The sequence below is a fragment of the Pseudomonas sp. MF08817 genome (assembly GCF_059862705.1).
Genome location: NZ_JCBCUY010000001.1, coordinates 141,485 through 158,723, shown reverse-complemented (window position 1 = coordinate 158,723; position 17,239 = coordinate 141,485). Strand labels below are relative to the sequence as shown.

The following is a 17,239-nucleotide window of genomic DNA, read 5'->3' as shown; positions in this document are numbered from 1 at the left end:
GGGCTTTTTCAGCTTCAGGCCTTAGATCTGTTCGGCCCAGAGGTCGTATTCGTCGGCGTCGGTGACTTTGCACCAGACCTTGTCGCCAGGCTTGAGGTTGCTGCCGTTGTCGATGAACACGTTGCCGTCGATTTCCGGGGCGTCGAAGAAGCAGCGGCCGACGGCGCCCTGTTCGTCAACTTCGTCCACCAGCACTTCGATCTCGCGGCCGATGCGCTGTTGCAGGCGCGCCGAGCTGATGGCCTGTTGATGGGCCATGAAGCGGTCCCAGCGATCCTGCTTGACGTCATCGGGCACGATGGCCGCGTCCAGGAGGTTGGCCGGGGCGCCTTCGACCGGCGAATACTGGAAGCAACCGACGCGGTCGAGCTGGGCTTCGGTCAGCCAGTCGAGCAGGTACTGGAAGTCTTCTTCGGTTTCGCCGGGGAAACCGACGATGAAGGTGGAACGGATGATGAGATCCGGGCAGATCACGCGCCAGTTCTTGATCCGCGCCAGGGTCTTGTCTTCAAAGGCTGGGCGTTTCATGGCCTTGAGCACTTTGGGGCTGGCGTGCTGGAACGGGATGTCCAGGTACGGCAGGATCTTGCCGGCGGCCATCAGGGGGATCAGTTCGTCCACGTGAGGGTAGGGGTAGACGTAGTGCAGGCGCACCCACACGCCGAGGCTGCTCAGGGCTTCGCACAGTTCGGTCATGCGGGTTTTCACCGGCGCGCCGTTCCAGAACCCGGTGCGGTACTTGACGTCCACGCCGTAGGCGCTGGTGTCCTGGGAAATCACCAGCAGTTCCTTGACCCCGGCCTTGACCAGGCGCTGGGCCTCGTCCAGCACGTCGCCCACCGGGCGGCTGACCAGTTTGCCGCGCATCGAGGGGATGATGCAGAAGCTGCAACTGTGGTTGCAGCCTTCGGAAATCTTCAGGTAGGCGTAGTGGCGCGGCGTCAGCTTGATGCCTTGCGGCGGCACCAGGTCGATCAGCGGGTTGTGGTCCTGGCGTGGTGGCACGGCGTCGTGCACCGCGTTGACCACTTGCTCGTACTGCTGCGGGCCGGTCACCGCGAGCACGCTGGGGTGCACGTTGCGGATATTGCCTTCTTCGACACCCATGCAACCGGTGACGATGACCTTGCCGTTTTCCTTGATGGCTTCACCGATCACTTCCAACGACTCGGCCTTGGCCGAATCGATGAAACCGCAGGTGTTGACGACTACCACGTCGGCGTCCTGGTAGGTGGACACGACGTCATAGCCCTCCATTCGCAACTGCGTGAGGATGCGCTCGGAGTCGACCAAGGCTTTTGGGCAACCCAAAGAGACGAAGCCAACCTTGGGATTGGCCGGCGCGGGGGTGGTGGACATGTCTAACCTCGGTATGGAATGACACAACCGGTCGGGCACGACGAGGTTGCGGGTGGGCGCTTGGCTGCGCCTCTGGTCAAAAAGTGCGCAATTCTAGCGATGGGAAACGCACTTGACCAGCTTTATGCAGGGAAAAACGACGAGTGCTGCGCTATGCTTCGCGCCGTCAAGACCGAGCGGATCCCGTAGGTCAATTGAGAATCTGTTACAACGCGTAAAACGCCCATGCTGCACGACAGGTCGCGCGGGTTTTTCAAGTGTAGGCGCGCTTTCCAATTAAGCCCCGGTGCGGTGGCAGGAGTGGTTGATGGGTCAGGCAAGTAGTCAGGTGGCGGATGCCGGGCATTCGCCCGCCAAGCCGTTGAGCATGCTGGTGGCGGCGGTCGGGGTGGTTTACGGCGATATCGGCACCAGCCCGTTGTACACCCTCAAAGAGGTGTTTTCCGGCGGGTACGGAGTACCGGTCAATCACGATGGGGTGCTGGGCATCCTGGCGCTGATTTTCTGGTCGCTGATCTGGGTAGTTTCGATCAAGTACATGCTGTTTGTGTTGCGCGCCGACAACCAGGGCGAGGGCGGCATCATGGCCCTGACCGCCCTGGCTCGGCGGGCGGCGGCGGATCACCCGCGCCTGCGCACCCTGCTGGTGGTGTGCGGCTTGATCGGCGCTGCGCTGTTCTATGGCGACAGCATGATTACCCCGGCGATTTCCGTGCTTTCGGCCATTGAAGGGCTGGGCCTGGCCTTCGACGGCATCGACCATTGGGTGGTGCCGCTGTCGCTGGTGGTGCTGGTGGCGTTGTTCCTGATCCAGAGCCATGGCACGGCGCGCATCGGCATCCTGTTCGGCCCGGTGATGGTGACTTGGTTCCTGGTGCTGGGGGCGCTGGGCGTCTGGGGCATCGTCCATCAACCGGAAGTGCTCAAGGCGATGAACCCGGTGTGGGCTGTGCGCTTCTTTATGGTGCACCCGGGCATGGGCGTGGCGATCCTCGGCGCGGTGGTGCTGGCGCTGACCGGCGCTGAGGCGCTGTACGCCGACATGGGCCACTTCGGCCGCAAGCCGATTGCCCGTGCCTGGTTCATCCTGGTGCTGCCGGCGTTGGTGCTGAACTACTTCGGCCAGGGCGCGATGCTGCTGGCGGACCCGGAAGCGGCGCGCAACCCCTTCTACCTGCTGGCGCCGAGCTGGGCGCTGATCCCGCTGGTGGCGCTCTCGACCCTGGCCACGGTGATCGCCTCCCAAGCGGTGATTTCCGGGGCGTTCTCCCTGACCCGTCAAGCGATCCAACTCGGCTACATCCCGCGCATGCACATCCAGCACACCTCTAGCGATGAGCAGGGGCAAATCTACATCGGCGCCGTCAACTGGGCGCTGATGGTCGGGGTGATCCTGCTGGTGCTGGGCTTCGAGTCGTCCGGCGCCCTGGCCTCGGCTTACGGCGTGGCGGTGACCGGCACCATGCTGATGACCACCATCCTGGTGTCGGCAGTGATGCTGCTGTTGTGGAAATGGCCACCGATCCTCGCGGTGCCGGTGTTACTGGGGTTCCTGCTGGTCGATGGCCTGTTCTTCGCTGCCAACGTGCCGAAAATCATTCAGGGCGGCGCCTTCCCGGTGCTGGCGGGCATCGTTTTGTTCGTGTTGATGACCACCTGGAAGCGTGGCAAGCAACTGCTGGTCGATCGCCTGGACGAAAGCGGGTTGCCGCTGCCGATCTTTATCAGCAGCATCCGCGTGCAGCCACCGCATCGGGTTCAGGGTACAGCGGTGTTTCTCACCGCCCGTCCGGACGCCGTGCCCCATGCCTTGCTACATAACCTGCTGCACAACCAGGTGCTGCACGAACAGGTGGTACTGCTGACGGTGGTCTATGAAGACATCCCCCGCGTACCGGCGTCGCGGCGCTTCGAAGTGGTGGCCCATGGCGAAGGCTTCTTCCGGGTCATTCTGCACTTTGGCTTCACCGACGAACCCGACGTACCCCAGGCCCTGAAGCTCTGCCACCTGCAAGACCTGGACTTCAGCCCCATGCGCACCACCTACTTCCTGAGCCGCGAAACGGTGATCGCCTCTAAGCTCGAAGGCATGGCCCGCTGGCGCGAAGCCTTGTTCGCCTTCATGTTGAAAAACGCCAACGGCAACCTGCGTTTCTTCAACCTGCCGGTAAACCGGGTGATCGAACTGGGTACCCAAGTCGAGATGTAAGCCTGCGCCACAAAAAAGCCCCCGTTGCCTTGCGGCAGCGGGGGCTTTTTTTGTGTGGGCTCAGCTTATTGTTCGGCGACTTTGCTGTCGTTCTGGCGTTTGTTGATGAGGTCCACCAAACGCTTGGCCAGGGCCGGGTAGTTTTCGTCGAAGTGATGGCCGCCGGGCAGTTTCACCACTTCGCCGACGACGCTCTTGTCGGTGCAGCCGCTTTCGTCGGCCTCTTCGCCACCGTAGATGCACACCACTTTGGCGGCGGGCAGCTTGGCCATTTCCGGGCCGGTGGCGGCTTCTTTGCCGGCGTTGCCGAGCCAGCCTTCGACTTCGATTTCAAAGCTGCCGGTGCGGGCGAAGGCCAGCAGGATAATGGCATCGACCCGTTGCTGCTCGGCCTCGGGCAAGCGGTTGTAGATGGCCGGCAGCACATCGGCACCGAAGGAGTAACCGGTGAGGACGAAGCGCTTGGTGCCCCATTTTTGCCGGTAGTGTTGCATCAGTTCGCTCAGGTCGGTGGCGCTTTGCTCGGGGCTCTTGTGCTGCCAGTAGTAGCGCAGGGTGTCGATGCCCACGACCGGGTAGCCGATCTTGGCCATTTCCCCGGCCACGTCCTTGTCCAGGTCGCGCCAGCCGCCGTCGCCGGAGAGGAATAGGGTCACGGTGTCGTTGTTCGCCTGGGCCGGGACTTCCACCACGGGGATGTTCAGGCCGCCATTGCCCTTGTCGGCGCCGATCAGGATTTTGCGCAGCTCGTTGTTCAGCACTTGGGTCAGGTTGATGTCGTAGTCGCTGATGCTGGTTTGCGCATTGGGCTGGTCGCGCACGAAGCCTGCGCTGGTGTCGTCGGGGTTGTCGTTCCACGCCGCCAGCCAATGGCCGTAGGCTGCTTTCCTGGGCAGCAGGTGGGTGCAGCCGGGTTTTTCCAGGGCCAGGTCCACCGAGACAGCCTGGGCCTTGTCGTCTTTCTGTTCCGCCAGCCAACGCCAGGCCAGCACCGCGCCCGGGCCGATGCCGCTGACCAGGGTCGCCGGGCCGTGCAACTGGCGCAGCGCCGATTGCAGGGCGCGGCCCTGGTGGATGCAGTCGCTGGGCAGGATCACCTGGACGATCTGTGCACTGGCGCCACGGCTCAGGGCCAGCAACTGGGCGTCGCTGAGTGTCTGTTCGTCGGTCACCGCCACCACCACGTGGGCCCGTGGTGCGGTGCCGGGGGTGACACGGGTTATCGCGGCGCCATCGGCCGGCGCCAGGCGTTCCAGGCTCGGTTCGGGCGCCGGGCGGTTCCAATACCAGTAACCGAGCGCGGCGATCAGGGCCAGGGTCACCAGGGTGACCAATACATACCGCCAGAAGCGTAGAGTCATCAGCGTTTCACCAATCCAGTCAGGCCGCCCGCAATCAGGGCGGCAGTATCGGCCAGAGCCACCAGCGGATCGAGTCCGGCGGGGACAGCCATGTAACGCGGTTCCCAGTCCGGCTGGAACTTGTCCTTGAAGCGGCGCAGGCCTTGGAAGTTGTACAACTGCTCGCCACGGCGGAACACCATCGAACCCAGGCGCTGGGTCAGGGGCGCGCCGCGCCGCGGTTGCAGGCCCGACAGCGGCACCATGCCGAGGCTGAAACGGGCATAGCCGTGGTTTTTATAGTGCTGGATCAGACCCACCATCAAAAACTCCATGGTCAACTTGGGCGCGTCCGGGTGGGCGCGCATCAGGTCGAGGCTGGCCAGGTCATGGCTGTAGGTCTCCAGCAGGTTGGCAAAGGCCACCGGCCGTCCCTCGAAGCGGATCACCGCAACGCGAAAATGCTTGAGGTAGTCCTCGCTGAAACGCCCGAGGGAGAAACCTTTTTCACGCACGTTCTTGCCCGTCAGCCAGGCGTCGGAGATGACCTTGAGTTCGTCCATCGGCGCGTGGCCGGGTTCGTGGATCTCCAGGGATAAACCATCGCGGGTGCCGCGGTTCCAGGTGTAGCGCAGGTCCTTCATCTCCTTGCCTTTGGCTTCGAGGTCAAAACGCAGCAGGTCGACGCGGGCCTCTTCGCCCAACTTGATGGCGGTGAGGCCGATGTCCATGTAGTACGGCAGGTTCTCCGCGCGCACCTGGTAGAACACCGGGCGGGCATGGTGGATGTCGCACAGGTCACGGAACTGCCAGATCATCTCTGCCCGTTGCTGGGGCGGCCCGATGGGGTCGTACAGCGCCACCAGGCTGCGGCCGCGGCGGGCATACATCAGGAAAGCGTCGTCGTTGGGGTGGAACAGCAGCGCTTTGTCGCCGGTCAGGGCCAGGCCACCGTCGGGTTGGGCCGAGGCCATGAGGATCTTCCAGGCCTTGGCCAGTTCCTCGCTGTTGGGCAGGTGGATCACCGGGCGGGCGGTGCGCAGCAGCCAGGTCAGCGACACCACCACCAGCACCACGGCGGCGCCCAGCAACGAGCGCAGGCCCCGGGGCGCATCGGCGTCGAGGGTGAACTGCCACCACAACTGATGGCTGTAGGGCACGTCCTGGTAGGCGAACAACAGCAGCCAGATCGACGCCCCCAGCACGCACACGCTGGCCACCAGGTACAGCGGTGAGAAGGGCACTTCGGTGAGGCGGCTGGGGCGGTAGAACGAACTGCGGAACACCGCCAGCAGGCACGCGGTGAGGGTCAGCAGGCTGGCCTCTTCCCAGTCGAAGCCCTTGAGCAGCGAGAGCAGGGCGCCCACCAGCAGCAACACGGTAGTCAGCATCCACGCCGCCGACAGGCGCCGGCGCAGGCCCTGGGCCAGCAATAGACACAACACGCCCACCAGGCTGGCGCCAAAGTGCGAGGCGTCGATCAGGCGATGGGGAATCAGGAAGCCGATGTGCTCCAGGCGCGTGTCGATCTCGGGTGTCGCCCCGGAAAACAGCAGCACCACCCCCGAGAGGAACACCAGCACCGCAAGAATGGGCGCCGCCAGGCCGGAAGCGACCCGCAACGACTGGCGCGACTGGAACAACCGTTGGCCTTCATTGACCAGCAACAGCAAGCACGCCACCAACAGCGGCAGGATCACATAGATCAAGCGATACAGCAGCAGCGCGGCGGCCAGTGGCGCGGCGCCGAGTTGGTTGGCAAAGGCGGCCAGCAGGATCGCCTCGAACACCCCGACCCCGCCAGGCACATGGCTGAGCACGCCGGCGGCGAGGGCCAGCAGGTACACCAGCACGAAGGCGCCAAAGGGCGGGGCTTCGGGCAGCAGCAAGTACAGCACGGTAGCGGCAGCGGCCACGTCCAGCGCGGTGATAAGCAATTGCAAGAAGGTCAGGCGCCGCCCCGGCAGGCGCAGGGTACGGCGCCCGGCGCGTACCAGCAGGCTGTCTTTGAAGGGTTGCTCGGGCAGGCGACGGCGGTAGATACCCACGGCCAGCACCGCGCCGAGCAGCAGTACCGCGACGGCAATCGTGCCCAACAGCGCTTCGGGCAGGTGCAGCGCCGCCGAGGCGGCGGGCAGGTTGCTCAGGGTCGCCAGTGCGGCCAGCGGTGGCAGCGCGCAGCCCAGGGAAAGGCTGGCGAAGAGCGTCATGTGCGCCACGTCGGACGCCCCCAGGCCATGGCGCGCATACAGGCGATAGCGCACCGAACCCCCCGAAAGCAGGGACAGGCCAATGGCATTGCCGATGGCAAACGCGGTGAAACCGCCCAGGACCAGGGTGCGCGGCGGCAGGCTGACACCCGCATAACGGCTGGCGGACCATTCATAGCCGAGCAGGAAAACGAAACCGGCGGCTGTCGCGGCCAAGGCACCGAGCAGCGCCGGTTTGGGCACATTCAGGATCGAGTCGTGCAGCGCGTTGAGGTCCAGCGCGCTCAACAAATGGCGGCAGGCGATCAAGGCCATGGCGAACAGCAACAGCGTCACGGCCAGGCCGATGGGCTGGCGGTACTTGCTCAGCAAGTCCAGCCATTGCAGGCGTTTGGCAGCGATGGGTTGGGTTGCGGTGACGGTGTCTTGTGGATCGGACGAATGGGCGCGCATCAATCACCTCTTGGATGGTGCGCGACAGGATGGGGGCATCCGGCCAGGTAACCAATCCCTGGGGAAAAATTATTTCAGATAGTTACAACGGCAAATCCTGTTTCACCGCCCCCGCGCGGTGTAGGTGCCGGAGTGGAGCAGCGCAAGAGCATAGTCGCTAATGGGCGCAGGGTAGCGGCCCGGTGCCTGCTTTTCGCTGCAGGCTATTGTTCTGGAAGGAAATTTCTTACAGGCACAAAAAAGGCCACTCTTGCGAGTAGCCTTTTTCGATGTTTGGTTGCGGGAGCCGGATTTGAACCGACGACCTTCGGGTTATGAGCCCGACGAGCTACCAGACTGCTCCATCCCGCGTCTGTGGGCGGCATTGTACAGGCCAATCAAGATGTGTCAATCGCTAATCTGCCGGGCCGTGCAATCAGCACCTGACCTAAAAACCTGCGCGCACAAAAAAGGCCACTCTTGCGAGTAGCCTTTTTCGATGTTTGGTTGCGGGAGCCGGATTTGAACCGACGACCTTCGGGTTATGAGCCCGACGAGCTACCAGACTGCTCCATCCCGCGTCTGTGTGGCGGCATCCTACAGGCATACGCGCAGGTGTCAATCGTTAATGGCTTGGATGGACAACTTAGCTAAGCCTTTGATTGAAAAGGGTATCTACTCAAAAGCGACACGCACAAAAAAGGCCACTCTTGCGAGTAGCCTTTTTTGATGTTTGGTTGCGGGAGCCGGATTTGAACCGACGACCTTCGGGTTATGAGCCCGACGAGCTACCAGACTGCTCCATCCCGCGTCTGTGTGGCGGCATTCTACAGAGGAACGCTGGGCTGTCAACCGAAAACCTGGGGAAACCTCTTTGGCTTCAATCGCTTAGGACCCCGATCGAGAGGACGTGAACCGCTGCAGGGGTTGCCAGGTATGGCTTTCAGCTCTATTGACGACTTTAATTCGATTGAGCAAATAAATTACTAGCGCTTCTTCCGCCGCCTCAATCAGAAGAAGCAAAGTACTGGTGCTATATACAGTTCTCAGTGCGATACTACGCTTCCATTTATCTTGTAGTCCTTTTCCTCTTGGCCAAACCTGCCTTTATATGACGCAGCGCAAAATCATCCACGTCGATTGCGACTGTTTTTATGCCGCCATCGAAATGCGCGACAACCCGGCCCTGGCCGCCAAGCCGTTGGCGGTCGGCGGCCAGGCAGACCATCGGGGCGTGATCGCGACCTGCAACTACGAGGCGCGCGCTTATGGCGTACGTTCTGCCATGTCGTCCCGCCACGCTTTGCAACTGTGCCCGGACCTGGTCATCGTCAAGCCGCGCATGGACGCCTATAAAGCCGCGTCCAAGGAAATCCAGGGAATCTTTCGCGACTACACCGACCTCATTGAGCCGTTGTCGCTGGACGAGGCCTATCTTGATGTCTCCCAGTGCCCGCATTTCGATGGCAGCGCCACGCGCATCGCCCAGGATATCCGCCGGCGGGTGTCTAACCAGTTGCACATCACGGTGTCGGCGGGGGTGGCGCCGAACAAGTTCCTGGCGAAAATCGCCAGCGACTGGAAAAAGCCCAATGGGCTGTTCGTGATTACCCCGGATCAGGTCGAGGATTTTGTCTCTGCGCTGCCCGTCAGCAAGTTGCACGGCGTGGGCAAAGTTACGGCGCAGAAACTGGCGCGCCTGGGCATCAGCACCTGCCTGGAGCTACGGGACTGGAACAAGTTAGCGCTGGTACGTGAATTCGGCAGTTTTGGTGAGCGGCTCTGGGGGTTGGCCCGTGGGATCGATGAGCGTTTGGTGCACAACGACAGCCGACGTCAGTCGGTCAGTGTTGAAAATACCTACGATGTAGATCTGCCAGATCTGGTCAGTTGCCTGGAAAAGCTCCCTGAACTGCTGGAAACCCTGGCCGGGCGCATGGCGCGGATCGACAGCAGCTACCGCCCGGGTAAGCCGTTCGTCAAAGTGAAGTTCCACGATTTCACGCAAACCACCCTGGAACAGGCGGGAGTAGGGCGGGATTTGCAGGGTTACACGCAGATGCTGACCCAGGCCTTCAAGCGCGGGGATAAGCCGGTGCGGTTGCTGGGCATTGGCGTGCGTCTACAGGATTTGCGCGGCGGGTTTGAACAGTTGGATCTGTTCGAGCGGTAAGGATGGCGCCGTCCCGGCCGCCATCGCTACTGGGGTATCAGTTGGCGCCAGGGTCGGCGACCAGGCGCCCGGCGTCCTTGGTCAGGGATTTGAGGAATTCACCCTGCAACTCGGGATCGTTGCGGGTCAGTTCGATCAGGCTCTGTTCCAGTTCGCTGGCTTCTTCTTCCAAACCCAGCTCCGACAGACGTTTGACCCGGTGCACCCATTGGCTCACCTCGTCATCCTCCAGGTCGTCGTAGATCAGGGCGTGAGCCTCCAGCAACTTGCCGCGCAACGTGCTGCTGATGGCCAGCGACGAGTCCGAATGCACGTCGTCCTGGGCATCTTCCACGCTGATCTGCAATTTGCCGATGTGGTTCAGGTCCTGCTCGGAGAAGGGGCTGTCCAGCAGGTTGAGGCGTAGGACGCCGTTGCGGTCGGTGCTCAGGTTGAAGGTCTGCTTGCCGGCCTTGACCTCTACCGGGCGTTCGCTCCAGGGCAGGCTCGAGTATTCCAGGCGTTTATCGCGCTGGGTTTCTTCGATGGCGGCCAGGTTCTGCTGGGCGCGGCCATGGGATGGCACGTTCATGGCCGGGTTGAGCCCGGCGAAACCGTAATTGATCCAGTCCCGCGTGACGCTGTCGGGCAGGTTGCCCAGGGCGATCACGTTGAGCACATTGGCGCCGATACCCGCGACCACCGCGACCGCGCCCAACGGGATCTCGTAGACCTCCCGCCAGGGTTGGTACGGGGTGTAGCGGTCGTAGCGGCGGGTGACCTCGAATTCAGTGACCTCGAAGGTCTTCTGTTCGTGGATCCGCACGCGGCGCTGAGGCAGTTCGAGCACCTTAGGCTCGCCGACATCGATCTGCAGGCTGTGTTCGAGCAATTTGCGCTCGACACGTTCCTCGTGCTCGCTGCGTTGTGACATGTGATTGGCACAGCCGCTGACCAGCAGGGCGCCGCACAGGGCGGCACCACCGAGGCCTAAGGTGTTTCGCTTGAACATGACGTCTCTTGATCTGGTTTCAGCGGCGGATACGGGCCTGGAGGAACGACAGCACGTCAGCGACCGGCAGCGCTTGTGCCTCGGCTTCGGTGCGGCTTTTGTATTCCAGGTTGCCATCGGCGAGGCCGCGGTCACTGACCACGATCCGGTGGGGAATGCCGATCAGTTCCATGTCAGCGAACTTGATGCCGGGGCTGGTTTTCTTGTCGCGGTCGTCCAGCAGCACCTCGAAGCCGGCAGCCGTCAGTTCGGCGTAGAGCTTGTCGGTGGCTTCGCGCACCTGTTCGGTTTCGTAGCGCAGGGGCACCAGGGCGATCTGGAAAGGTGCCAGGGTATCGCTCCAGATGATGCCGTTTTCGTCGTTGTTCTGCTCGATGGCGGCAGCCACCACGCGAGAGACGCCGATGCCGTAGCAGCCCATGGACAGGGTCACAGGCTTGCCGTTTTCGCCCAGGACCTGGCACTTCATGGCTTCGCTGTACTTGGTGCCCAGTTGGAAAATATGCCCGACTTCAATGCCGCGCTTGATTTCCAAGGTGCCTTTGCCGTCCGGGCTTGGGTCGCCGGCGACCACGTTACGCAGGTCGGCCACGGTCGGAACCGGCAGGTCGCGTTCCCAGTTGACGCCGAAGTAGTGCTTGTCGTCGATGTTGGCGCCGACGCCGAAGTCGCTCATCAGCGCGACCGAGCGGTCGATGATGATCGGCAATGGCAGGTTCAGCGGGCCCAGGGAGCCGGCACCGGCGCCAATGGCGTCGCGCAGTTCGGCATCGCTGGCCATGACCAGAGGGTTGGCGACGCCAGGCTGGTTGGCGGCCTTGATTTCGTTGAGCTCGTGGTCGCCACGGATAATCAGCGCGATCAGCTTGCCGGCTTCTTGCGCGTGAACCACCAGGGTCTTGACGGTTTTTTCAATCGGCAGATTGAAGCCCTCGACCAGTTGGGCGATGGTCTTGGCGTTGGGCGTGTCGACCAGGCGCAGCTCTTCGCTCGGCGCGGCGCGGGAGGTTTCCCGGGGCACGGCTTCGGCTTTCTCGATGTTCGCCGCGTAGTCGGAGCCATTGCTGAAGATGATGTCGTCTTCGCCGGACTCGGCCAGCACGTGGAATTCGTGGGAGCCGGCGCCGCCGATGGAGCCGTTGTCAGCCTCGACCGCGCGGAATTTCAGGCCCAGGCGTGTGAATACGTTGCAGTACGCCTGGTGCATGCGGTCATAGGTGACTTGCAGTGAGGCGGGGTCGGCGTGGAAGGAGTAGGCGTCCTTCATGATGAACTCGCGGCCACGCATCAGGCCGAAGCGCGGGCGGATTTCGTCGCGGAACTTGGTCTGGATCTGGAACAGGTTGATTGGCAGCTGTTTGTAGCTGCTCAACTCGTTGCGGGCCAGGTCGGTGATGACTTCTTCATGGGTCGGGCCGGCGCAGAACTCGCGGCCATGGCGATCCTTGAAGCGCAGCAATTCCGGGCCGTACTCTTCCCAGCGCCCGGATTCCTGCCACAACTCGGCCGGTTGGGTACTCGGCATCAGCACTTCAAGGGAGCCGGCGGCGTTCATTTCTTCGCGAACGATGGCTTCAACCTTGCGCATGACCCGTAGCCCCATGGGCAACCAGGTGTACAGGCCAGAGGCCAGTTTGCGGATCATGCCGGCGCGCAGCATCAGCTGGTGGCTGATGACGACCGCGTCCGAAGGCGTTTCTTTCTGTGTGGCGAGCAAATATTGACTGGTGCGCATGGTAGGCCGTTGTCGGTTGCTGATGACGAGAAATGACTGGGCATTGTACGGGCGGTAATTGCTGGCGTACAGGCATCAGGTTGGCCAGGCCCTGTAGGCGTTTGCGCCCACGTGGCCCTGGGGTGTCAGCTTTGCTCTTGCGGGTTCAGGCGAATGCGGCGGTTTTCCTGGAACCAGTGTAGGGCGATCAACAGCAGGGTCGGCACGCCGAGCAGGGCGGTTATCAGGAAGAAGTCGTGATAGCCGAACTTCTCCACCATCACCCCGGAATAGCCGCCGATCAGGCGTGGCAGCAAGAGCATGATTGAGCTGAGCAGGGCGTATTGGGTGGCGGAGAACTTGAGGTTGGTCAGGCTCGACAGGTAGGCGACGAAGGCGGAAGTGGCCAGGCCCGAGCTGAAGTTATCCAGCGAGATGGTCACCATCAGCATTTGCAGGTCCGGGCCCATACCCGCGAGCATCAGGAACAGCAGGTTGGTGCCGGCCGAGGCGATGCCGCCGATCAGCAGGATCGGCAGGATGCCGAAGCGCACGATCAGCAGGCCGCCCATGCCGGCGCCTACCAGGGTCATAATCAGGCCGAAAATTTTGCTGACGCTGGCGATCTGATCCTTGGTGAAGCCCTGGTCGATGTAGAACACGTTGGCCATCACGCCCATGACCGTGTCGGACATGCGATAGGTGGCAATCAACCCCAGCAGCAGCAGGGCTTGCCAGCGGTAGCGCAGGATAAAGTCGTTGACCGGCGTCAGTACCGGCGCCAGGCCGCGTCGGCCGATGGCGGACAGGCACAGTGCGGTGAGGGTGCCGTAGAGGATGGCACGCAGGAATGCGCGGTCTTCCAGCAGGAGGTCCAGCAGGCTGACGCCCTCGAATAACACGCTGGCGAAGTCGGTGTTATAGAGCTGAGTGCACAGGGCCGGCACCGACACCAGCAGCACGATCAGCACGAACACCGATGCCAGTTGATGCACGAAGCTGTAGCGCCCGGCCGACAGTTGGGTGCGCAAGGGCACCGGTGGCTCGCGCATAAAAAGCGTGGTGAGCAGGGCGGGCACCATCAGCGCGCCGAACAGCACGTAAGTGCCGGTCCACGCTGAGTGCTTGTAGCTGAACCCGGTGGAGCCGAAGCCTTCGGCGAAAAACAGCGCGCCTGCGGTCGCCAGCAGCGCCGCGACCCGGTAACCGGACATATAAGCAGCGGCGAGGGCAGCCTGGCGGGTGTCGTCGGCGATCTCCAGGCGATAGGCGTCCACGGCGATATCTTGGGTCGCAGAGGCGAACGCCACGACCACGGCAATGGCGATCAACCAGGACAGGTGTTTTTGCGGGTCACAGAAACCCATGCCTACCAGGCCGAGGATCACCAACACCTGGGACAGGACGAGCCAAGAGCGCCGGCGCCCCAGTTTGCCCAGTAGTGGCAGGCGCCACTGGTCGAGCAGCGGCGACCACACCCATTTAAAGGCATAGGCCAGGCCGATAAGGCTGGCATAACCGATGGTTTCGCGCGCCACACCGGCTTCGCGCAACCAGACCGACAGCGTAGAAAACACCAGCATGTAAGGCAGGCCGGCAGCGAAACCAAGCAGCAACAACACGAGCGTCGAGGGGCTGGCATAGGCGGCAAGTGCGGCTCGCCAGGTTTTACGGGGCATGGGCTGGAGTCTGCCTCAAGAAGTACGGAAACAAAGCGCGCACTCTAACCGCTGTGCTCTACCGGGCGCCAGCCATGGCGCTGAATATCAACACGATTGTTCAGGATACTGACACCTTCACTGCGTAAACGCGCACGTTGCTCGTCACCCGAGGCGGAACCGGCGGGCAGGCTCAGACGTCCGCCCGCTGCCATTACGCGGTGCCAGGGCAGTTTGCTATCGCCGGGCAACTGGCTGAGGGTGCGGCCTACCCAGCGCGCCGCGCGACCCAGGCCTGCCAGTTCTGCCAACTGGCCATAGCTGACCACTTTGCCTTCGGGCACTTGGGCCAGCGTCAGGTAAAGCGCGGTGCGGCGCATCTGCGCCGGGCTTTCGGGCGTGTCACTCATTGTGGTGGTCCAGTAGGAGGTATGTCCGTATTAATGTAGGAAACGTCTCTGATTCTCGAATGGGAAGTGAACTCAACTCAAATACTCGGGTCAGTCCTTCCTAAGGCTTTATCCATGGGGATAATGCCGGTTTTTTCCGCGAACTCGAGCGTTGTCTTTGCTTATGCTGTCCAGATCCCTGCTGTGCCTCGCTGTCCTCAGTACCTCCACCCCTGTATTGGCCGATACCGTTTGGTTGAAAAATGGCGACCGCCTCAGTGGCAAGATCAAGGTGTTCGATGGCGGCAAATTGCTGATCCAAACCAAGTACGCCGGGGTCGTGGCTCTGGACTGGCATCAGGTCAAGACCCTGGAGAGCGATCAGGAGTTGTTGGTCAAGCAGGATGCCTATGTGGGCGAGAAGGCCAAGTCCTTGCACGCGGCCGAGGAGGGCATGGTGATCTTGGCCAGCGGCGAGGCGCCGAAAACCGTCGAGCTGGCCAGTATCGAGCAGATCATCAAGCCTAAACCTGTGATCGAGGATCTCGTCTGGAAGGGTAATGTCGATGTGGCGCTGGACTATCAGCGCGCCGAGAAAGACGTCGACGACTACGACGTCGACTTCAAGACCTCCGCTCGCCATGGCAAGTGGCGGCATATTGCCGAGGGCGAGTACAACCGGGTGTTCCAGAATGACGTGGTGACCACCGACAACTGGAGTGCCGAGTATGCGCTGGACCGCTTCCTCACCGAGCAGTGGTTCTGGCAGGGGCGTTTGACCTACAAGCGCGACAAAGTCGAAGACCTGGCCCGCCAACGTACTGTCGGTACTGGCCCGGGTTACCAGTTCTGGGATGACGAGTTGGGGGCGTTCTCGCTGGGGTCGTTGGTCAACCGCACCGACTATGAGTATTCGGACGGTGGTAAGGACAACTTCTATTCCCTGGCCATGAAGTGGGACTACAACCGCTACCTGCTAGGCAAGAGCGTTGAGTTCTTCACTAATGGCGAAGTGGGCAAGCCCCTGGCGGGCGTCGCCGACTATGCGCTGGATGCCGAAGTGGGCCTGCGTTATCGGGTCACGGAATGGGCCTCGCTCAACCTCAAGGCCGAGAAGGACATCATCACCGGCACCAACGACAGTGATATGAGCAAGACCCGCTACACCGCCGGTTTCGGCGTGACCTGGTAAGGCTGGGTTTATCGGCGATAGCGATATTTACCGCGCTATCGCCGGCACATTCAGGTAAAACAGACGCGCACAAAAAAGCCCCGCTTTTGAGGGCGGGGCTTTTAGCTGTAATCAGTACAAGTTAGATAACTTGAACTTCTTCAGCTTGCATGCCTTTCTGACCGCGGGTAGCGACGAAAGAAACCTGTTGGCCTTCTTTCAGGCTTTTGAAGCCGTCGGATTGGATAGCTTTGAAGTGAACGAACAGGTCGTCACCGGATTGTGGAGTGATGAAGCCGAAGCCTTTTTCATCGTTGAACCACTTAACGGTACCAGTTTGGCGATTAGACATGGTGTATCTCCTTGGACAAAGTTAACTGCGACTCAGGAAAAGCCCTGGCCGAGACTGAGTGCAAAGAGCAGGAAAAATTCTTGGAGATGGTTGGATCGAAATTCAACATCGTGTAGAGATTCTCAGTGACACAAGCAGCACAGTGGCGCCACCTTAACCCTTTTTCCGGAACGTGCCAATGGTCTTTGTAAAGGTTTATGGGTTTTCGTGACTGAAGGTGACAGCCGGAGCCCGCGGGGCCCAGCTATTGTGGGAAAAGCGAGAAAAACATGCCGGTCTTTGAACCCTAAGGCGCGCCCCGGTAAGATGCCGGACAGATTTTCTCCACCTCGCTATTTCAGGACACCCGCCATGAGTATCAAATCGGACAAGTGGATTCGCCGCATGGCGCAAGAGCACGGCATGATCGAGCCCTTCGTAGAGCGTCAGGTACGCGGCGAAGGCGCTGACCGGGTGATTTCCTTCGGGGTGTCGAGCTACGGTTACGACGTGCGTTGTGCTGATGAATTCAAGGTGTTCACCAACATTAACTCGGCCACTGTCGATCCGAAGAACTTCGATGAAAAGAGCTTCGTCGACGTCAAGAGCGACGTGTGCATCATCCCGCCCAACTCCTTTGCCCTGGCCCGCACCGTGGAATTCTTCCGCATTCCGCGCAACGTGCTGACCATCTGCCTGGGCAAGAGCACCTACGCGCGCTGCGGCATTATCGTTAACGTCACGCCGCTGGAACCGGAGTGGGAAGGCCACGTGACCCTGGAGTTCTCTAATACCACCACGCTGCCGGCCAAGATCTACGCCAACGAAGGCGTGGCGCAGATGCTGTTTTTCGAGTCCGACGAGCAGTGTGAAACCTCTTACAAGGACCGTGGCGGCAAGTATCAGGGCCAGCTCGGCGTCACCCTGCCTCGGACCTGATCCGAGTATCTGACAAACCGTGGGAATTCCTGGGCGTACCTGCACTCTACAAGCAGTACCGCTCTGGTTCGCGCAAGGCGAGCCGGGCCATCGCCCAGGAGTCCCCCATGAAGATCGATCCGCAAATCAGTGCTGAACTGGCGAGGCTTTCGCCCAATCAAGTTGGCGTGCTGGCTTGGTCATTGCTGGCCCATCCACCCGTGAGCATGGCAGGTGGTATTCCCGGCCAGCCTGACCCCGATACCCCCAACGAACAGCCCACCGAGCCCGGTGAACCGACCCTGCCGGACGAGCCGCCACCGGCCCCAGTGGCCTGACGCATC

At 61.6% G+C, this 17,239-nt stretch carries 13 protein-coding genes and 3 tRNA genes; 5 read left to right on the top strand and 11 right to left on the bottom strand.

Annotated elements, in window-relative coordinates:
* Positions 1 to 21: 21 nt before the first annotated feature.
* On the bottom strand, positions 22 to 1,359 hold the full coding sequence (rimO, locus tag AC19YR_RS00740) for a 30S ribosomal protein S12 methylthiotransferase RimO (protein ID WP_095108050.1): 1,338 nt from the start codon (positions 1,357 to 1,359) through the stop codon (positions 22 to 24).
* 367 nt (positions 1,360 to 1,726) lie between these two features.
* On the opposite strand from rimO, the gene AC19YR_RS00735 reads away from it, so the two are divergent.
* Positions 1,727 to 3,568 (top strand): potassium transporter Kup, encoded by a 1,842-nt coding sequence (locus AC19YR_RS00735; RefSeq protein ID WP_371856227.1) that lies wholly within the window; start codon positions 1,727 to 1,729, stop codon positions 3,566 to 3,568.
* A 65-nt stretch (positions 3,569 to 3,633) separates the two neighbouring features.
* On the opposite strand, the gene AC19YR_RS00730 is transcribed toward AC19YR_RS00735, so the two are convergent.
* The 5 genes from AC19YR_RS00730 to AC19YR_RS00710 form a co-directional block, all read right to left on the bottom strand.
* The gene (locus tag AC19YR_RS00730) at positions 3,634 to 4,929 is read right to left on the bottom strand and encodes a virulence factor family protein (RefSeq protein ID WP_500596764.1); all 1,296 of its coding nucleotides are present in this window, start codon (positions 4,927 to 4,929) and stop codon (positions 3,634 to 3,636) included.
* Positions 4,929 to 7,571: a bifunctional lysylphosphatidylglycerol flippase/synthetase MprF gene (mprF, locus tag AC19YR_RS00725; RefSeq protein WP_500596763.1), complete on the bottom strand. Its 2,643-nt coding sequence runs from the start codon at positions 7,569 to 7,571 to the stop codon at positions 4,929 to 4,931. Before mprF ends, AC19YR_RS00730 begins: the two co-directional genes overlap by 1 nt.
* 274 nt (positions 7,572 to 7,845) lie before the next feature.
* Positions 7,846 to 7,922: transfer RNA gene (locus AC19YR_RS00720), tRNA-Met, on the bottom strand.
* Positions 7,923 to 8,054: 132 nt separating this feature from the next.
* Positions 8,055 to 8,131: transfer RNA gene (locus AC19YR_RS00715), tRNA-Met, on the bottom strand.
* A gap of 153 nt (positions 8,132 to 8,284) precedes the next feature.
* Positions 8,285 to 8,361, bottom strand: a tRNA-Met gene (locus AC19YR_RS00710).
* Between the two features lie 300 nt (positions 8,362 to 8,661).
* Here AC19YR_RS00710 and dinB point away from each other — a divergent pair.
* Positions 8,662 to 9,723 (top strand): DNA polymerase IV, encoded by a 1,062-nt coding sequence (gene dinB / locus AC19YR_RS00705; protein ID WP_095108054.1) that lies wholly within the window; start codon positions 8,662 to 8,664, stop codon positions 9,721 to 9,723.
* Positions 9,724 to 9,760: 37 nt separating this feature from the next.
* Here the strand turns inward: dinB and AC19YR_RS00700 are convergent, their stop codons facing one another.
* The 4 genes from AC19YR_RS00700 to AC19YR_RS00685 form a co-directional block, all read right to left on the bottom strand.
* The gene (locus AC19YR_RS00700; RefSeq protein WP_095108055.1) at positions 9,761 to 10,714 is read right to left on the bottom strand and encodes a hypothetical protein; all 954 of its coding nucleotides are present in this window, start codon (positions 10,712 to 10,714) and stop codon (positions 9,761 to 9,763) included.
* 19 nt (positions 10,715 to 10,733) lie between these two features.
* Positions 10,734 to 12,449, bottom strand: coding sequence for a proline--tRNA ligase (locus AC19YR_RS00695; protein WP_095108056.1), 1,716 nt, complete (start codon positions 12,447 to 12,449; stop codon positions 10,734 to 10,736).
* A gap of 125 nt (positions 12,450 to 12,574) precedes the next feature.
* On the bottom strand, positions 12,575 to 14,107 hold the full coding sequence (locus AC19YR_RS00690; RefSeq protein ID WP_500596762.1) for an AmpG family muropeptide MFS transporter: 1,533 nt from the start codon (positions 14,105 to 14,107) through the stop codon (positions 12,575 to 12,577).
* A 44-nt stretch (positions 14,108 to 14,151) separates the two neighbouring features.
* A complete protein-coding gene (locus AC19YR_RS00685; RefSeq protein WP_095108058.1) occupies positions 14,152 to 14,496 on the bottom strand; it encodes an MGMT family protein in 345 nt (114 codons plus the stop codon).
* A gap of 163 nt (positions 14,497 to 14,659) precedes the next feature.
* On the opposite strand from AC19YR_RS00685, the gene AC19YR_RS00680 reads away from it, so the two are divergent.
* Positions 14,660 to 15,667 (top strand): DUF481 domain-containing protein, encoded by a 1,008-nt coding sequence (locus AC19YR_RS00680; RefSeq protein WP_500596761.1) that lies wholly within the window; start codon positions 14,660 to 14,662, stop codon positions 15,665 to 15,667.
* 121 nt (positions 15,668 to 15,788) lie between these two features.
* On the opposite strand, the gene AC19YR_RS00675 is transcribed toward AC19YR_RS00680, so the two are convergent.
* The gene (locus tag AC19YR_RS00675; protein ID WP_014336857.1) at positions 15,789 to 15,998 is read right to left on the bottom strand and encodes a cold-shock protein; all 210 of its coding nucleotides are present in this window, start codon (positions 15,996 to 15,998) and stop codon (positions 15,789 to 15,791) included.
* 351 nt (positions 15,999 to 16,349) lie between these two features.
* On the opposite strand from AC19YR_RS00675, the gene dcd reads away from it, so the two are divergent.
* Positions 16,350 to 16,916, top strand: a complete 567-nt coding sequence (dcd, locus tag AC19YR_RS00670) for a dCTP deaminase (RefSeq protein WP_095108060.1) — start codon at positions 16,350 to 16,352, stop codon at positions 16,914 to 16,916.
* A 107-nt stretch (positions 16,917 to 17,023) separates the two neighbouring features.
* Entirely contained in the window at positions 17,024 to 17,233 is a 210-nt protein-coding gene (locus AC19YR_RS00665; RefSeq protein WP_095108061.1) for a hypothetical protein, read from the top strand.
* The last annotated feature ends 6 nt before the right edge of the window (positions 17,234 to 17,239 follow it).